Raw genomic sequence first — 15,356 nt, forward strand, 5'->3', positions numbered from 1 at the left:
CGACGTGAGCGGTATCGCCCCCGCCGCCTTCCTCGATCCCGCGCTGCTTGCCGGGATCAGCGATCTCTCCCTCCTCGCCCGGACGGTGGTGGACGGCTTCCTGCACGGCCTGCACCGCTCCGTGCGCACCGGGACCTCGCTCGACTTTGCCGAACATCGCCCGTATCAACCGGGTGATGACCTGCGGCGGATCGATTGGCGCGTCTATGGGCGCACCGATCGCTTCTATCTCAAGACGTACGAGGCCGACACCAACGCCGACGTGATGCTGGTGCTGGACAGCTCCGGCTCCATGGACTTCGCCAGTGGGCGGCTCACCAAGTTCGACTACGCGCGCTACCTGACGGCGTCGTTGGCCTGGCTGGCGCAGCGGCAGGGAGATCGCGTCGGCCTGGTGACGGTCCGCGACGAGATGGTCGACGTGGTGCCCCCCTCGACCCGACATCTCAATCTGTTGCTCCATACCGTCGCGGCGAGCACCGCCGCGGGTGAGGGGCACTTGCCGCGCGTGCTCGAAAAGGTCGCCCAGATGCGCGGACGCTCCGGGATGGTGGTCCTCATCTCGGACTGCTACGAGGAACCGGCCGCGCTCTGTCGTGCCGTCGGCGGACTGCGCAGCCGCGGCCACGACGTGATGGTCTTCCACCTCACCGATCCGGCCGAGCGCGATCTCCCCTATGGGGCACCCGGGACGTTCGAAGATGCCGAGACCGGCATCCGCCTTCCGCTGAAGCCTGAAGAATTGCGCGATCGTTACCGCGCCATGGTGGTCGAGCACGCGGCCGCGCTCAGCACCGGACTCGCGGCGGCCAACGTCGACTATCAGGCGGTCGGCACCGAGCAGCCCCTCGACGGCGCGCTGCGCGCGTTTCTCGATCGCCGCCTGATGGGGACGAAGGTCCGCTGATGCCGTTCGCCTTCCTCGTCCCCGCCTTCCTTGCCGGACTCGCCGCGTTGGCAGTGCCGCTGCTGTTGCACCTGCGCCAGCGCGACAAGGAGAAGCCGTTGCGCTTCCCCTCGTTGATGTTCCTGCGCCGGATTGCCATCGAGACGTCGCATCGTCGCCGAGTGACCGACCTGCCGCTGCTCCTGCTCCGGGCCCTCGCCGTGGCACTTGCGGTGCTGGCCTTCTCGCGGCCCGTTTTCCAGCGCGCCGGCAAGGCGCTCGGCGCCCCGCCGGAGCGCGTGGTCATTCTTGCGGTGGACCGCTCGATGAGCATGGGACACACCGCCGTCTGGCCGGTGGCGATGGACTCGGCCCGCGCCATCATCCGCGCGCTCAAGGCCGGCGACCGGATTGCCGTGATCGCCTTCGACGATGATGCCAGCGTGATCCAGCCGATGACGACGGACCACGCTGCCGCCCTCGCCGCCCTCGGCACGGTGCGTCCCGGGGCCCGGGGGACGCGCTTCGCCGCGGCGCTCCGCGCCGCACGGCAGCAGATGGCGGCCGCCAACCTGCCGCGGGCCGAAGTGCTGGTCGTCTCCGACCTTCAGCGCGTCGGCACCGGTGGACTCACCGATCTGGCCCTCCCCAAGGGCCTCGCCGTGCGCGGCATCGTGGTGGCGGCCCCATCGGCGGCCAACACCTCCGTCACCGGGTTGACGGTCCAACGGCTCGGCGGTGGGGCCGCTGGGCGCATAGCGGTCTCTGCGGATGTGCGGAGCAACGCCCTGGCGTCGGCACGGCGCGCCACCGTCACGCTCACCGTGAACAACCGCGAGGCCGGCACGCGCACGGTGGACCTTCCGGTGAGCGGTCTTCGCACCGTGGCGTTCGACCCCGTGGCCTTGCCGCCCGGCGAAGCACAGGTCTCGATCGCACTCGACCCCGACGCACTCACGGCGGACGACAGCTTTCACGCCGTCGTACCGGCCGAAGCATCGCAGCGCATCCTGCTGGTCGGTGCCGGCGATCTCGCCCCCGAATCGACGCTCTTCCTCGAGCGTGCACTCGCGATCGGCAGCGACCCGGCGTTCGTCGTCGAGCGCGGCAGCGTGGGAACACTTACGGCTCAGCGCCTTGCCTCAGTGGCGCTGGTGATCTTCCTCGACGTCCTCCCGCCCACCAACGACGCCTTCCGGGACTGGGTCCGTGCCGGACGCGGAGCCGTGATCGTCGCCGGTCCGCGGCTCCGCACCGTCCGGGCCCAACCCGGTCAGCTGCCTGGTCGGGTGACCGGGGAGATGGATCGCCTCGCCGAGCGCGGCGGCACGATTGGGGACGTGGCGCTGGAGCATCCGATCTTCTCGCCCTTCCGCGGCGGGGGCAGCGCCGCCCTCGGCAGCGCACGCTTCATTCGCTACGCCCAGTTGGCGGCGGACACCGGCAGCGTCGTCCTGGCCCGCTTCGACGATGGCCTGCCGGCCCTCCTGGAGCGTGCCGAGGGGAGCGGTCGCCTCCTGCTGAGCGCCATTCCCCTCGATGCCCGGGGAGGCGACTTCCCGTTGCAGGCGGCCTACCTTCCGTTCGTACGGCGCCTCGCGCTCCACACCGCCGGCTACGAGCCGCAGCCCCTCTGGCGCACCACCGGCGAAGGATGGCGGCCGGTCGGCACGGTGGCCGATCTGGTGATCGCGACACCTTCCGGCTCACTCCTCCGTCCGGACTCGGGTGCCACTCGCGGTGCCGCCGACCTCGAAGCGCTCGGCTTCTACCGCGCCTATCGGGAACGGGCGGTCGGCGACCCGATCGCCACCGTCGCCGTGAACGTCCCGATTCGTGAATCCGATCTGACGGCCTCGCCAGCCAGCGAACTCCTGCTCGGCGTGCGCGAGGAGGCCGGCGATCCCTCGGCGGCCGAGATCCCGCCGATCGCCGAGGTGGAAACACGGCAACGGCTCTGGCGCATCCTCTTGCTGATCGTTGGTGTCGTGCTGGTGATGGAATCGTTGCTGGGCAGCCGCGGGTGGCGGGGTACCGCCACGCGGCTCGCGGTTGAGACTCCCCCTGGAGGAGCTGCCACATGACCGACCTCAGAGTCGACAGCGCGACGCGAGATGACGCCCTTCGCACCGCCGTATCGCGGGTCCGTGGGCATCGTCGTCGGCGACTCCTCCTCGAAGGGGTGACGGCCACGGTCGCCGCGGTCCTGCTGGCACTGATCGTGGGTGCCGTGGTGCGGAGCCTGATGGGGCCGGGCAGTGACACCACAATTGCCGTGCGCGTGATCGGCTACCTGCTTATCGCGGTTGCCGCCGCGCGCTTCGTCATCTATCCCTTGCTTGGGGCCGTCAGCGACGAGCGCATCGCGCTCTATGTCGAGGAACGGGCACCACACCTTCGGCAGACGCTGCTGAGCGCCGTCCACGAACTGGAGCGCCCGCTCGCGGAACGTTCCTCGGCCGGCCTGTCGGCTCGGGTGATCGGTCAGGCGACGGCCGCAGTCGCCGAGCTGGAGCAGGGCGCTGCGCTGGAGCGGCCGCGGGCACGTCGTGCCGGCGCGTTGCTGGCCGGAGCAACCGCCGTGGGGCTGGCACTCGTGCTGCTCGGCCCTGGTGCCGTGCGCGACGCGGCGCGCCTCCTCTTCGTGCCCTGGACCGCGTCGGCGTCCGAGCCGGTATTCGCGGTGTCGGTCACGCCGGGCGACATCACCGTCCCGCGCGGTGCCGCGCTCGACGTGCGTGGCGTGCTGCGCGGCTTCACCGCCGCCGAGGCCGAGATCGTCTTCCGTGCCGACAGCACCACCGAGTGGCTGCGCGCACCGATGCAACGCGACTCCACCGGAAGCGGCTTTGCCGGGCGACTCTTCGACCTGCTCGCGCCGACGAAGTACTACCTCGAGGCCGATGGCCTTCGGTCGGCCGAATTCAGCATCTCCGTGGTGGACCTGCCGGCGGTGTCCAACGTGGCGCTGCAGTTGCGCTTCCCGGGATACACCCGTCTGCCGCCCGAGGAGATCGAGTCGGGCGGGGATGTGGCAGCGCTCGTCGGCACCACGGTGCGCGTGCAAGGCACCGTCACGATGCCGGTGAAGGGTGGGACCCTGCGCTTCGACGACGGTTCGACGGTGCCGCTCACGGTCGACTCCGCGGGCAAGGTCGTCGGCGAGTTCCGTGTCACGCGCGATGGCTTCTATCGCATTGACCTGATGGCACCCGATGGTGCCATGGTGCCGGGGACGGTGCAGTACGCGATCGCGAAGCTCGACGACCGCGCGCCGAGCGTGCGCATCGAGACGCCGGGGCGCGACATCAAGGTGACGGGCACGGAAGAAGTTCCGATCGCGGCCAGTGCGGCCGATGACTACGGCGTCACCCGGATGGAATTGCGCTACCAGGTCAATGGCGGTGCGGAGCAGACGATTGTCCTTGCCGAGGGGAAGGCGGCTGGTGGCGTGGATCTGCGTGCCGCGCACACCCTCTTCCTCGAAGAGGTCGTGCTGGTGCCGGGCGATGTGATCGCCTACCACGCGGTCGTGAAGGATGGTGCAGGACAGACGGCCAGCTCCGACATCTTCTTCCTCGAGGTGCGCCCGTTCGGCTTGAACTACCGCGCCGGCGAGGAGGCTGCCGCCGCAGGTGGTGAGGGTGGCGGAGGCGGTGGGGAGGGCGGCGACGCGAACGCCACGCCTGATCAACTCGCGGCTCGGCAGCGGCAAGTCGTGTCGGGCACCTTCAATTGGGTGCGTGACAGTGCCAAGACGCCCGCGCGTGTCCGGCGCGAGAATCTCACGACATTGGCGATTGCGCAGGGGAAGTTGCGGCAGGACGTGGCGGCGGTCGCCGAGCGGATCGCCTCGCGCGAGCTCGCCAGCGAAGACACCGCGTTCACGAGCGTCAAGCGCGAGCTCGACTCCGCGCGCGTGCATATGAAGGTGGCCGAGGAAGCGCTGGGCCTGGCTCGGACCGCGGTCGCGAGTGCCGAGGAACAGAAGGCGCTGCAGCACCTGCAGCGCGCGCAGGCCGTCTTCCGCGACATCGAGATCCGCCGCCAGCAGGGCGGGGGCGGTGGTGGCGGCGGAGGCGGGGGAGGTGGTGGTGGGGAGCAGCAGGACCTTGCCGATCTCTTTCAGCTCGACACCGACAAGATGCGGAATCAGTACGAGGCGGTGCAGCAGCAGCGGAGCACCACGACGCAGCAGCAGGTCGACAGTGCGGCCGAGCGGTTGCGGGAACTGGCGGCGCGGCAGCAGCAGCAGAATGAGCGAGAGCAGCGCGAGGCCGCCGCCCTGCGCGAACGACTCGGCCGCGATCTCGGCGCCGCCTCGAGCGGTGGCGGGAGTGGCCAGCGGGAGCTGGCACGGCAGGCAGAAGAAGAGGCACGACGGTTGGAGCGGCTGGCGCGTGAACAGCAGTCGCCCGAGTTGGCCGACGCCGCACGCGCAGCGCAGGAGGCCGCCGATGCGATGCGCCGCGCGAGCACGGGTGCGGCGGGGCAAGGCAACGCCGCACTCGACCGGCTGCGCAACGCCGCCCGCAGTGCGGAGGGAGTCCGGCAGCGGAGCGTGACGGACGATATCCGGCAACTCGACGACAAGGCACGGCAACTCGAGGCGCAGCAGGAGCGCATCGCCAGCGGGGTCGAGCGATTGGGCGCGGCCGCGCCGAGTGATCGTGCGCAGCAACTCCGCCGCCTGGACCAGCAGAAGGATTCCCTCTCGCGTGGCCTCGAACAGGTGCGTGAGGGAGCGGAACGGCTCGCCCGCGATGTGCGCCGTGACCAGCCGGCGGCGGCGCGTGGACTCGACTCGGCGGCGGCACGCATTCGTGAGACCGCGCTGCCCCGCACGGTGAGCTACACCAAGAACACGGTGCGGACCGGCTCGCCCGAATACGCTCGGGCGTTGGAGTCACAGGTCGGCGAGCAGGTCGGCGCGGTGCGCGAGCAGATCACCTCTGCGGCGAACTCCGTGCGCGAATCCGAGGGGAGCCGTCAGGAACGGACGCTCGAACGGACGCGGGACCTGGTGCGGGAGATGGAGTCGCTGCGGAACAGGACGGCGAACAGCGAACAGCGGGCAGGGGCAGGGGCAGGGGCAGGGGCAGGGGCAGGGGCAGGGGCAGGGGCAGGGGCAGGGGCAGGGGCAGGGGCAGGGGCAGGGGCAGGGGCGGGGCCAGCGCGGTGGTCAGGGCCAGGGCGGGCGCACTGGCATGGCAGGGATGGGCGGACCGGGCGGCGCGGCGGGCGGCAGCGCCGACGCCGGGTCCCCGCGGCAACTCGGGCGGGAAGTTGCCATGCGGCGGCAGGAGGCCGAGGCGCTTCGCGGTGAAGTGGCCGCCCAAGGGGGCGACGTCGGCGAGCTCGATCGGGCGATTGCGTCGCTCCGCGATCTCGAGGCACAGATCGCCCGCGACAAGCCGCAGGGGGTCGCGGCGCTCCAATCCGCCGTGATCGAGGGACTCAAGACCTTTGAGTTCACGCTCTGGCGTCGGGCCAACGGCGGCGAAGGCACGCCAGCGGTGGGTCCGCGGGGCCAGGTGCCTGCCGAGTACCGGGCACTGGTGGAGGAGTACTACAGGTCGCTCGCCCGGCGGCCCTGAGATTCTGCCGGAAGCCCGCCACAGCGCCATTTGACGGCGAATCTGCTGCCGAGCGTCGCATGGATGCGACGGTCGGCAGTGGCCGTTGATGGCACCTCACTTGCTTGGTCAGCGTGGACCTTCTTTTGCGTCAGTAGTCTTCCCTATGACCACTCCGCAACGCCCGAACCAGACTTCGACCGATGCCCTCTGGCAGCGGTGGCGCAAGGACAACTGCGCCGATGCCCGCCGAGAGCTGCTGGGGCGCTACCTCGGCCTGGTCCATCACGCCGCGCGAGAGATGGCTCCGCGCGTCCGCGACGCCGTCTCCCTCGAAGAGCTGGTCTCGGCCGGTTCGGTCGGGCTGCTGCAGGCAATGGCCGGATTCGAGCCCGAGCGTGGGCTCGCGTTCTCGACCTTTGCCATGCGCCGGATCCGCGGCGCCATTCTCGATGAACTCCGTGCGCGCGATCCGCTCTCCCGCGTCGACCGCGCCCATGCGCGCCGGCTCGACAGCGCCGTGGCGGAATGTGAACAGCGGCTGGGCCGGGCCCCGAGCACCGGCGAGATCGCCAGTCACCTGGGGGTCGACCACGAGACGATCCATCGGTGGCGCGAACGGACGTTGACGATCGGTCCGGTCTCGCTCGAAGGGGAGCCGGGTGGCCACAGCCTCGCGGATCGACTGGGCGACGCCGAGGGCGATCCGGTCCAGGACGCGATGGAGGAGTCGGACCGCAAGCGCGTGCTCCACGAGGCGCTGGCAGAGCTGCCGCAGCGGGAACGGCTGGTGCTGGCGCGCTCCTTTCTGGAGGAGAAGCCGCTCCGGGAGATCGCCACCGAGCTCGGGGTCACCGAGTCCCGGGTCTGCCAGCTCCGAGCCCAGGGGATCGCCAGGCTCCGCCGGATTCCCAGACTCGCGTACGCCCGCGACTGAACGCGTAAAGCGGTTCCGCGCTTTGCGTTGAACCTCGGTTGATCGTTCCGCTTACATTTGCGCATCGAAGTTCCGTCCCCCCGGAGGGATCGATGCGCGCTGCCTTCGCGTCACTCGTGGATTATGCCGGTCTCTTTCCTCCCGCCGCCCTCGGCATGGCCGACGCGGTGCGGGAGTATGATCGCGAGCGGCGCGGCCCCGATCGCTGGATGCTCGGGCGCTTCATCGTGGCCGCGAGTCGCCTCGAAGAGCTCGGCACCGCGATCGAGAGCGAGGGGCTCTCTACCCCACGGCACGATCCCTGGCGCGTCTCCGCGGTCATGGGCGTCCACCTTCCCGACGAACTCTCACGTGTCAACGCGTTTCGCGCCGCCTGGGAAGGTCGCGGAGTGACGGTCGACGCCCTCGAGTACAAGGTGAGCTCGGTCGGGCAACTGTTGACGGTCGCCGAGCAGATCCCTCCCGCCTATCAGCGCTTCTTCGAGGTCCCGCACGAAGGCCCGTACGGCCCACTCGTCGCCGCGATCGGGCGCGTGGGTGCCTTCGCCAAGGTGCGCACCGGTGGCACCACCGCCGATCTCTTTCCCGCGCCCGAGCAACTGACTGCCTTCCTCATTGCGGCGACGGGGCAGGGCGTGCGCTTCAAGGCCACGGCTGGTTTGCATCATCCCTACCGCGGCGAGTATCGCCTGACGTATGCGCCGGAGGCGGAACGTGGCTGGATGTACGGCTTCGTCAATCTGCTGGTCGCGACGGCGCTGCTCCTGCGGAGTGGCGATGGCGAGACCGCGCAGGCCATCCTCGAAGCGGTTGGGCCCGAGGCGTTCGAGCGTGACGACGCCGGCATCCGCGCGCTTGGCCACCACTTCCCGTGGGATGAGCTCGCCCGGGCACGCGACCGCGCCTTCACCTCGTTCGGCTCCTGTTCCTTCCGTGAGCCGGTGGACGAACTCGGACTTCCGGAGCAGGTGGCATGACCGACCTCGATCGCAGTCACGACCCAGCCCGCACCTCGTGGGTCGCGTCGGCCAACGGCCACCGCGACTTCCCGATCCAGAACCTCCCCTTCGGCGTGATCGAGGGTCAGGGGGAGGAGCCGGAGATTGTCGTCGCGATCGGCGACATGGTGCTTCACCTCCGGTCGGCGGTCGAGGCAGGGTGGGGGAGTGAACTCTCGATCGACGCGATTACGCGGATCGTCTTCGGTCCGCTCAATCACCTCGCCGCGGCATCGCCGAGGGAGTGGACGCTGGTCCGGCTCGCGCTGAGCGATGCGCTCTCCGATCCGGCGTGGCAGGAGCGACTCTCGCCCGCACTGATGCCGCAGGATGCGGTCGAGATGTTGCTGCCGGTGCACATTGGCGACTACACCGACTTCTATGCTTCCGTGCACCATGCGACCAATGTCGGCTCGATGTTTCGGCCCGACAATCCGCTGCTGCCCAACTACAAGTGGGTGCCGATCGGCTACCACGGGCGTGCGTCGTCGATCGTGCTCGACGGCACCCCGATTCGCCGCCCGCATGGCCAGACCAAGGCCGCGGACGCCGAGACGCCGACCTTCGGCCCGTCGCGCTCGCTCGATTACGAACTCGAGGTCGCCCTGGTGATCGGCGGGGAGAACGACCTCGGCACGCCGGTGACCAGCGCAACGGCCACCGACCGGATCTTCGGCGTGGTGTTGCTCAACGATTGGTCCGCGCGTGATCTGCAGGCGTGGGAGTACCAGCCCCTCGGTCCGTTCCTCGCCAAGAACTTTGCCAGCACCATTTCGCCGTGGGTCGTGACAACCGACGCGTTGCGGCCCTTTCGTGCCGCGATGCCGGCGCGTGCGGCCGGCGACCCCGCTCCGCTGCCGTACCTGCAGGTGCCGGGGGATCGCACTTGGCACATCGGGCTCGAGGTCGCGCTCCAGACCGCCGCGATGCGGTCGCGTGGTGATGCGCCGTTCGTGGTGTCGCGGGTCGACTTCGCGGACGCGATGTATTGGAGCCCCGCGCAGCTGGTGACACACCATGGCAGCAACGGCTGCAACCTGCTCGCGGGCGACCTCCTGGGGAGCGGCACGATTTCCGGTCTTGCGCCGGAGAGCCGCGGCTGCCTGCTGGAGCGCACGTGGCGCGGCGCCGAGCCGCTCACGCTCCCCGATGCCACCACGCGCAAGTTCCTCGAGGATGCCGACGAGGTGCTGATCACCGGGCACTGCGAGTCACCGGGCGCCGTGTCGATCGGCTTCGGCTCGTGTCGCGGGGTGGTGGCGCCGGCATGACGCGCGTGGTGCCCGTGGTCGTGACCTACCTCGAGATGCGCACACCGCCGGCTGCCCCGCTCGTTGGAGACCCTCCCGGTGTCACGCTGGTGCGTGTCATGCCACCCGAGGCCGCAGAGGCGGCAGCCCGACTCTATCGCGCCGTGGGCGGTGCGTGGCACTGGCGTGATCGGTTGGCGTGGGCGCCGTCGGATTGGGCCGCCGCGCTGCATGCGCCGGCCGTCGAACTCTGGGTCGCGCGCCGTGGTCCCGTCGAACTCGGCTACGTGGAGTTGGCACCATCCGGATCGGCCATGGAGATTCGGTACTTCGGGCTGGTGCCCGAGGCGATGGGGCAGGGGCTGGGACGCTGGTTGCTGCACCGCACCATTGCGCTGGCCTGGGCCACCGCGCCGAGCCGCGTCATCCTGAACACCTGTACCCTCGACGGTCCGGCGGCGTTGCCGAACTATCTGGCCCGTGGCTTCACCATCGTCCGCGAAGAGCATCAACTGCGGGAATTGCCGACATGAATCTCGCCGACCTGCGCCGCGACTACGCGCGCGCCGATCTGGATATTGCCGATACCGATCCCGATCCCTACGCCCAGTTCCGGCGCTGGTTCACCGAAGCCGAAGCGGCCAAGTTGCTCGAGCCGAACGCGATGACACTGGCGACGGCGACCGCCGACGGTCGGCCGAGTGCGCGGATCGTGTTGCTCAAAGGGATCTCCGAGCTGGGCTTCGTCTTCTTCACCGACTATCGCTCCCGCAAGGCGCGCGAACTCGATGCCAATCCGCACGCGGCACTCGCCTTCCATTGGGGCGAGTTGGAGCGGCAAGTGCGCGTGGTGGGCCGCGTCGAGCGCATCCCTGCGTCCGAGTCGATGGCGTACTTCCTGAGCAGACCGGTCGGCTCGCAGGTTGGCGCCTGGGCATCGCTGCAGAGCGCCCTGCTCGAAGACCGCGCCTTGCTCATGGAAAAGGTGAGCGAGCTGGTCAAGCACTTTCAGACGACGCCGATTTCGTGGCCGAGTCACTGGGGCGGCTACCGCGTGGTGCCGTCCGAGATCGAGTTCTGGCAGGGGCGGCCCAATCGGCTGCATGATCGGATCCTCTACACCTCATCCCCGGAGTCTGGATGGCAGCGCGTCCGTCTTTCGCCTTGATCGCCCTCGTGGTGTCCGCTGTGCCGCTCTCGGCCCAGCAGTTCCAGCTCGACATCCCGTCGATCATGCGCGGGCCCGAGACGGTGGGGCGTGAGCCAACCGGCATCCAGTGGACGCCGGATTCGCGGTGGATCCACTTCTCGTGGTTGCCGCCGGGGAGCGACTGGCGAGCCACGACCGAGAGCTACCGCGTCCGTGCCGAAGCGGGAGCCGTCCCCGAGAAGCTCACGCGGGCGCAGGTGGATTCGTTCGCCCCATTGTTCGCCACCGGTCCGCTGTCGCGTGACGGGAAGCGCCGCCTCCTCGCCATTCGCGGCGACCTCTGGATCGCGACGCTCGCCACCGGCGTGCGCCGACAGCTGACCAGCACGGCGCAGGCCGAACAGGCCCTCGGTTGGTCCACCGATGACACGCGCATCTTCTACCGCGTGGGCGACAACGCCTATGCCTTCCGACTCGCCGACGGCTATGTCGAGCAACTCACCGACATCCGGCTTGCGCCGCCGAGTGCGGCAGACAGTGCGGGCCGGCCAGCGCCGCCCTCCGCGCAACGCACGCAGCTCGAGCGCGATCAGCGCGACCTCTTTCAAGTCATCCGTGACCGCACCTTCGGCGATTCGGCCGGTGGTCGTGGTGGTGCAGGACGCGGCGGGGCGGGACGTGGCGGCGCCGGGCAAGCCGCAGCGACCGGGCTCCGACCGATCACCCTGGCGCGCGGTGAATCGCTGCGCAGCATGTGGCTCTCGCCGCGGGGTAGCCACGCACTCATCACTGTCGGCACCAGCGCGACGCCCCAAGCGACGACGATGCCGGTCTGGATCACGGCATCGGGGTATGTCGAGCAGCGGCCGGGCCGCAGCAAGGTGGGCGACGCGATCGGTCGTTCGCGGATGGCGATGCTCGACTTGGCGACGGGGCGTGCCACCTGGCTCCGGCCGATCGCCAGCGACAGCAGCGGGATGTACTCCACCCTGACGTCGTGGGGCTGGAATGACGCCGGCACATCGGCGCTGATCGTGGCCGGCACGGCCGACTACAACACGCGCATCATCTCGCGGGTCGACGCCGACTCCGCGCGACTGACCCCGATCGAGACGCTGCGCGATTCCGCCTGGGTCGGCGGACCGTGCAGCGGCTGCGGCGGCTGGCTGCCGGGCACGCTCGGGCTCTGGTGGGTGAGCGAGGCTGATGGCTGGGCGCAGCTGTACACCCAACAGGCCGATGGTACCGCGCGCAAGCAGCTGACGCAGGGGCAGTGGGAGGTGTTCGACGTGGCGATCTCGCCCGACCGGACGCGCTTCCAGATGCACACCTCCGAGGGCTCGCGCTACGAGCGCCACTTCTGGACCATGGCCCTCGACGGTTCGGCGCGGACGCGCTACACCGCGGCGAAGGGCGGACATCAGGTCGTGGTCTCGCCCGACGGCAAGTGGTTGGCCGATGTTGCGTCGAGCAGCAACACGCCGCCTGAACTCTTCCTGCAATCGGCCAAGCCGATGGCGAGTGCCGCGCGGCTGACCACCTCACCGACAGCCGAGTGGCGCGCCGCGAAGTGGATCGCGCCGGCGATCGTCGAGATTCCGGCGAGCGATGGCGCCAAGGTGCCGGCCCGCATCTACCGCCCGGAGCAGATGGGGGCGACGTCGAATGGCGCGGCGGTGATCTTCGTCCACGGCGCCGGCTATCTGCAGAACGTGCACGAGTACTGGTCCACCTATTCGCGCGAATACCAGTTCCACCACCTGCTCGCGTCGAAGGGCTACATCGTGCTCGACCTCGACTACCGCGGGTCGGCAGGGCAGGGTCGGGACTGGCGCACCGCGATCTATCGCCACATGGGCGGCCGCGATCTCGAGGATCAGGTCGACGCCTCGCGCTGGCTCCGCACGCAGGGGATCGAGGCGGAACGGATCGGCATCTATGGTGGTTCCTACGGCGGCTTCATCACGCTGATGGCGCTCTTCACGCGGGCCGACTATTTCGGCGCCGGCGCGGCACTGCGGTCGGTGACCGATTGGGCGCACTACAACCACGGCTATACCGCGCAGATCCTCAACGAGCCGCAGGACGACACCACGGCGTATCGACGCTCGTCGCCGATCTACTTCGCCGACGGCCTCAAGGATCCGCTGCTGATGGCGCATGGCATGGTCGACGCCAACGTGCAGTTCCAGGACATCGTCCGCCTCTCGCAGCGGCTCATCGAGCTCGGGAAGACGCGCTGGGAGCTGGCCGTCTATCCGGTGGAGGATCACGGCTTCGTGCGCCCCGACTCCTGGACCGACGAGTATCGGCGCATCCTCGACCTCTTCGATCGCTGGCTGCCGAAGGGCAGCGCGGGCCAGCGTGACTGACGCCAAGCCGCCGCAGCGCGAGGGGATCGGGACCGCGCGCCTCGGCGTGCTCGTCAACCTGATGCTGGCGATCTTCAAGGGACTCGCCGGCATCCTGGGCAATTCCTACGCGCTGATCGCCGATGCCGTCGAGTCGGTCGCCGACATCGCCGGCGGGCTGGTGGTGTGGGGCGGCCTCTCGGTCGCCGCACGGGACGCCGACCACGACCACCCGTACGGCCACGGCAAGGCGGAGCCGCTCGCGACCGCCGCCGTCGGCCTGATGCTGCTCGGCGCCGCGCTCGGCATCATGCTCGAGGCAGTGCGCGAGATGCTGATTCCCCATCGCCCGCCCGCCCCCTTCACGCTCGCGGTGCTGGTCGGTGTCGTCATCGTGAAGGAGACGCTCTTCCGCCGGGTGCTTCGCGCCGCTGCGGTCGACAACAGTGGGACGGTACATGCCGACGCGTGGCACCATCGCAGCGACGCGATCACCTCTGGAGCAGCGTTCGTCGGCATCTCCGCCGCACTGGTCGGCGGCAAGGGGTGGGAGTGGTGCGACGAGGCCGCCGCGATCGTGGCCGCGTTCGTCATTCTGGCGAATGGCGTCCGAATCATTCGCCCCGCCATTCACGAGCTGATGGACGGCGCGCCAGAGGAGAAGTTCCTCGCGGCCGTCTCGCAGGCGGCGATGGAGACGCCAGGGGTGCGCCACATCGAGAAGCTCCGCGCCCGACGCGTCGGCACGCAGTTCGACGTCGATCTCCACGTGCAGGGCGATCCCGCGCTCACGCTGCACGAGGCGCACATCCTCAGCGGGATCGTGAAGGGTCGCATCCGGAGTTCGGTGCCGGCGGTGTGTCATGTGCTGGTCCACATGGAGCCGTACGAACCGCAATGAGCCTCGTGGCGGAAGTCGCCGACCGCCTCACGGCGTTGACCGCGGATGGGGAGAGCTGCCTCGTCGCCGTCTCGGGCGGTCCGGACTCGATCGCGCTTCTCGACCTGTTGCATCGCGGCGCGACACTGCACCGGCGCACCTTGGCGGTTGGCCACGTCGATCATGGCATCGCGAAGGAGAGCACCACAGTGGCCGAGTCGGTCGCACGGGCGGCCAGCGCTCGCGGTCTTCGCTGCTTCACCACGACGCTGCACCTCGACGCCGGAACGACCGAGACGAAGGCGCGGCTGGCCAGGCGGGCGGCGCTTCGCGAGCTGGCCGCCGAGGCCGGAGCTCCCGTGATTGTGTTGGCGCACCACGCCGACGACCAGGCGGAGACCGTGCTCCTTCGACTCCTTCGGGGGAGTGGTCCGGCCGGACTGGCGGGGATGGCCGCTCGGAATGGGCCATGGGTCAGGCCGCTGCTCGAACTCCCCCGAGAGCGCCTGGCGGCGCATCTGGCGGCGGAAGGGATCGAGGCGTGGCAGGACCCCGCCAACCGCGACGTCCGCCATCTCCGCTCCTGGCTTCGGGGAGAGGTCCTCCCGGCGGTTGCCGCACGCCTTCCGGATGTCCGTGAGCGGCTACTCACCGCAGCTTGGCAGGCGCGCGACGCCCGAACGGGGTGGGACCAGCTGCTGGACCAGCTGCCGGAGTTGGCGTTGACCGCCGAGCCGGCGGGCTTTTCCGTTGCCGCCCCCCTCCTCCGGGGGTATCGTTCGGCGTTGCGACATGCGGTGGTGGCAGCCCTCGGCCGACGGTGCGGGGTGCCCCTCGGGGCCCGGCGCTTGGCGGCCGTGGATCGGCTGTTGTCGGGCCGCGACGCGCGGATTCGATTGGCGGCTGGCCTCGAGGCGGAACTCGCCTTCGGACGGCTGGCATTTCGTCTCCCGGCGGGCCCCGCACCGGAATGGGTAACTCTGGGGCAGGGGGCGGGTATCACCTTCGGACCGCTCACGCTCCGCGCCGCGCTGGCACCGGCACCCGTGCTGGTTCGGGAGGGGTGGTCGACCGCGATGGACCCCGGACAGTACACGGTTCGGGCGTGGCACTCGGGGGACCGGATTCGTCCCCTTGGGGGTCGAGGCCATCGCCAGGTCTCGGTGCTGCTCCGCGAGGCCCGGATCGCTCCCGGTCGTCGCAGTCATTGGCCGGTCGTCGTCGATGCGGACGCGACCATTGTCTGGGTGCCGGGCATCTGCCGATCGGATGCCCGCATCCCCACGGAAGGAACCGAGGCGCTCTGTGCCCACGCAGCTTTCGCCTGA

General features: G+C 69.8%; 12 protein-coding genes. All 12 read left to right on the forward strand.

The genetic code is table 11. From position 1 onward, the window contains the following. Positions 1–4: 4 nt before the first annotated feature. The 12 genes from IPG05_11495 (at position 5) to tilS (ending at position 15,356) form a co-directional block, all read left to right on the forward strand. Complete coding sequence (locus IPG05_11495) at positions 5–907, forward strand: DUF58 domain-containing protein (GenBank protein MBK6495702.1); 903 nt, start codon at positions 5–7, stop codon at positions 905–907. Next, positions 907–2,970, forward strand: coding sequence for a VWA domain-containing protein (locus tag IPG05_11500; GenBank protein MBK6495703.1), 2,064 nt, complete (start codon positions 907–909; stop codon positions 2,968–2,970). The genes IPG05_11495 and IPG05_11500 overlap by 1 nt, the downstream gene beginning before the upstream one ends. Further along, the gene (locus IPG05_11505) at positions 2,967–6,212 is read left to right on the forward strand and encodes a hypothetical protein (protein MBK6495704.1); all 3,246 of its coding nucleotides are present in this window, start codon (positions 2,967–2,969) and stop codon (positions 6,210–6,212) included. The genes IPG05_11500 and IPG05_11505 overlap by 4 nt, the downstream gene beginning before the upstream one ends. After that, the gene (locus IPG05_11510; protein MBK6495705.1) at positions 6,178–6,483 is read left to right on the forward strand and encodes a hypothetical protein; all 306 of its coding nucleotides are present in this window, start codon (positions 6,178–6,180) and stop codon (positions 6,481–6,483) included. The genes IPG05_11505 and IPG05_11510 overlap by 35 nt, the downstream gene beginning before the upstream one ends. Before the next feature lie 145 nt (positions 6,484–6,628). Further along, positions 6,629–7,399 (forward strand): sigma-70 family RNA polymerase sigma factor, encoded by a 771-nt coding sequence (locus tag IPG05_11515; protein ID MBK6495706.1) that lies wholly within the window; start codon positions 6,629–6,631, stop codon positions 7,397–7,399. A 92-nt stretch (positions 7,400–7,491) separates the two neighbouring features. Beyond that, a complete protein-coding gene (locus IPG05_11520) occupies positions 7,492–8,376 on the forward strand; it encodes a hypothetical protein (GenBank protein MBK6495707.1) in 885 nt (294 codons plus the stop codon). After that, positions 8,373–9,668, forward strand: coding sequence for a fumarylacetoacetase (fahA, locus tag IPG05_11525; GenBank protein ID MBK6495708.1), 1,296 nt, complete (start codon positions 8,373–8,375; stop codon positions 9,666–9,668). Before IPG05_11520 ends, fahA begins: the two co-directional genes overlap by 4 nt. Beyond that, positions 9,665–10,180 (forward strand): GNAT family N-acetyltransferase, encoded by a 516-nt coding sequence (locus IPG05_11530; GenBank protein MBK6495709.1) that lies wholly within the window; start codon positions 9,665–9,667, stop codon positions 10,178–10,180. Before fahA ends, IPG05_11530 begins: the two co-directional genes overlap by 4 nt. Next, positions 10,177–10,815, forward strand: coding sequence for a pyridoxamine 5'-phosphate oxidase (gene pdxH / locus IPG05_11535; protein MBK6495710.1), 639 nt, complete (start codon positions 10,177–10,179; stop codon positions 10,813–10,815). The genes IPG05_11530 and pdxH overlap by 4 nt, the downstream gene beginning before the upstream one ends. Continuing rightward, a complete protein-coding gene (locus IPG05_11540; protein MBK6495711.1) occupies positions 10,788–13,169 on the forward strand; it encodes a prolyl oligopeptidase family serine peptidase in 2,382 nt (793 codons plus the stop codon). Before pdxH ends, IPG05_11540 begins: the two co-directional genes overlap by 28 nt. A 61-nt stretch (positions 13,170–13,230) precedes the next feature. Further along, entirely contained in the window at positions 13,231–14,049 is an 819-nt protein-coding gene (locus IPG05_11545; GenBank protein MBK6495712.1) for a cation transporter, read from the forward strand. After that, complete coding sequence (gene tilS, locus IPG05_11550; protein MBK6495713.1) at positions 14,046–15,356, forward strand: tRNA lysidine(34) synthetase TilS; 1,311 nt, start codon at positions 14,046–14,048, stop codon at positions 15,354–15,356. Before IPG05_11545 ends, tilS begins: the two co-directional genes overlap by 4 nt.

Source organism: Gemmatimonadota bacterium (genome assembly GCA_016704275.1).
Taxonomy (GTDB): Bacteria; Gemmatimonadota; Gemmatimonadetes; order Gemmatimonadales; family GWC2-71-9; genus Palsa-1233.

What these genes read in the sequence shown, in the direction of transcription:
- IPG05_11500 (MBK6495703.1), top strand. Translation starts at nt 907, where the DNA reads ATGCCGTTCGCCTTCCTCGTCCCCGCCTTCCTTGCCGGACTCGCCGCG.
- IPG05_11505 (MBK6495704.1), top strand. Translation starts at nt 2,967, where the DNA reads ATGACCGACCTCAGAGTCGACAGCGCGACGCGAGATGACGCCCTTCGC.
- IPG05_11510 (MBK6495705.1), top strand. Translation starts at nt 6,178, where the DNA reads ATGCGGCGGCAGGAGGCCGAGGCGCTTCGCGGTGAAGTGGCCGCCCAA.
- IPG05_11515 (MBK6495706.1), top strand. Translation starts at nt 6,629, where the DNA reads ATGACCACTCCGCAACGCCCGAACCAGACTTCGACCGATGCCCTCTGG.
- IPG05_11520 (MBK6495707.1), top strand. Translation starts at nt 7,492, where the DNA reads ATGCGCGCTGCCTTCGCGTCACTCGTGGATTATGCCGGTCTCTTTCCT.
- fahA (MBK6495708.1), top strand. Translation starts at nt 8,373, where the DNA reads ATGACCGACCTCGATCGCAGTCACGACCCAGCCCGCACCTCGTGGGTC.
- IPG05_11530 (MBK6495709.1), top strand. Translation starts at nt 9,665, where the DNA reads ATGACGCGCGTGGTGCCCGTGGTCGTGACCTACCTCGAGATGCGCACA.
- pdxH (MBK6495710.1), top strand. Translation starts at nt 10,177, where the DNA reads ATGAATCTCGCCGACCTGCGCCGCGACTACGCGCGCGCCGATCTGGAT.
- IPG05_11540 (MBK6495711.1), top strand. Translation starts at nt 10,788, where the DNA reads ATGGCAGCGCGTCCGTCTTTCGCCTTGATCGCCCTCGTGGTGTCCGCT.
- IPG05_11545 (MBK6495712.1), top strand. Translation starts at nt 13,231, where the DNA reads ATGCTGGCGATCTTCAAGGGACTCGCCGGCATCCTGGGCAATTCCTAC.
- tilS (MBK6495713.1), top strand. Translation starts at nt 14,046, where the DNA reads ATGAGCCTCGTGGCGGAAGTCGCCGACCGCCTCACGGCGTTGACCGCG.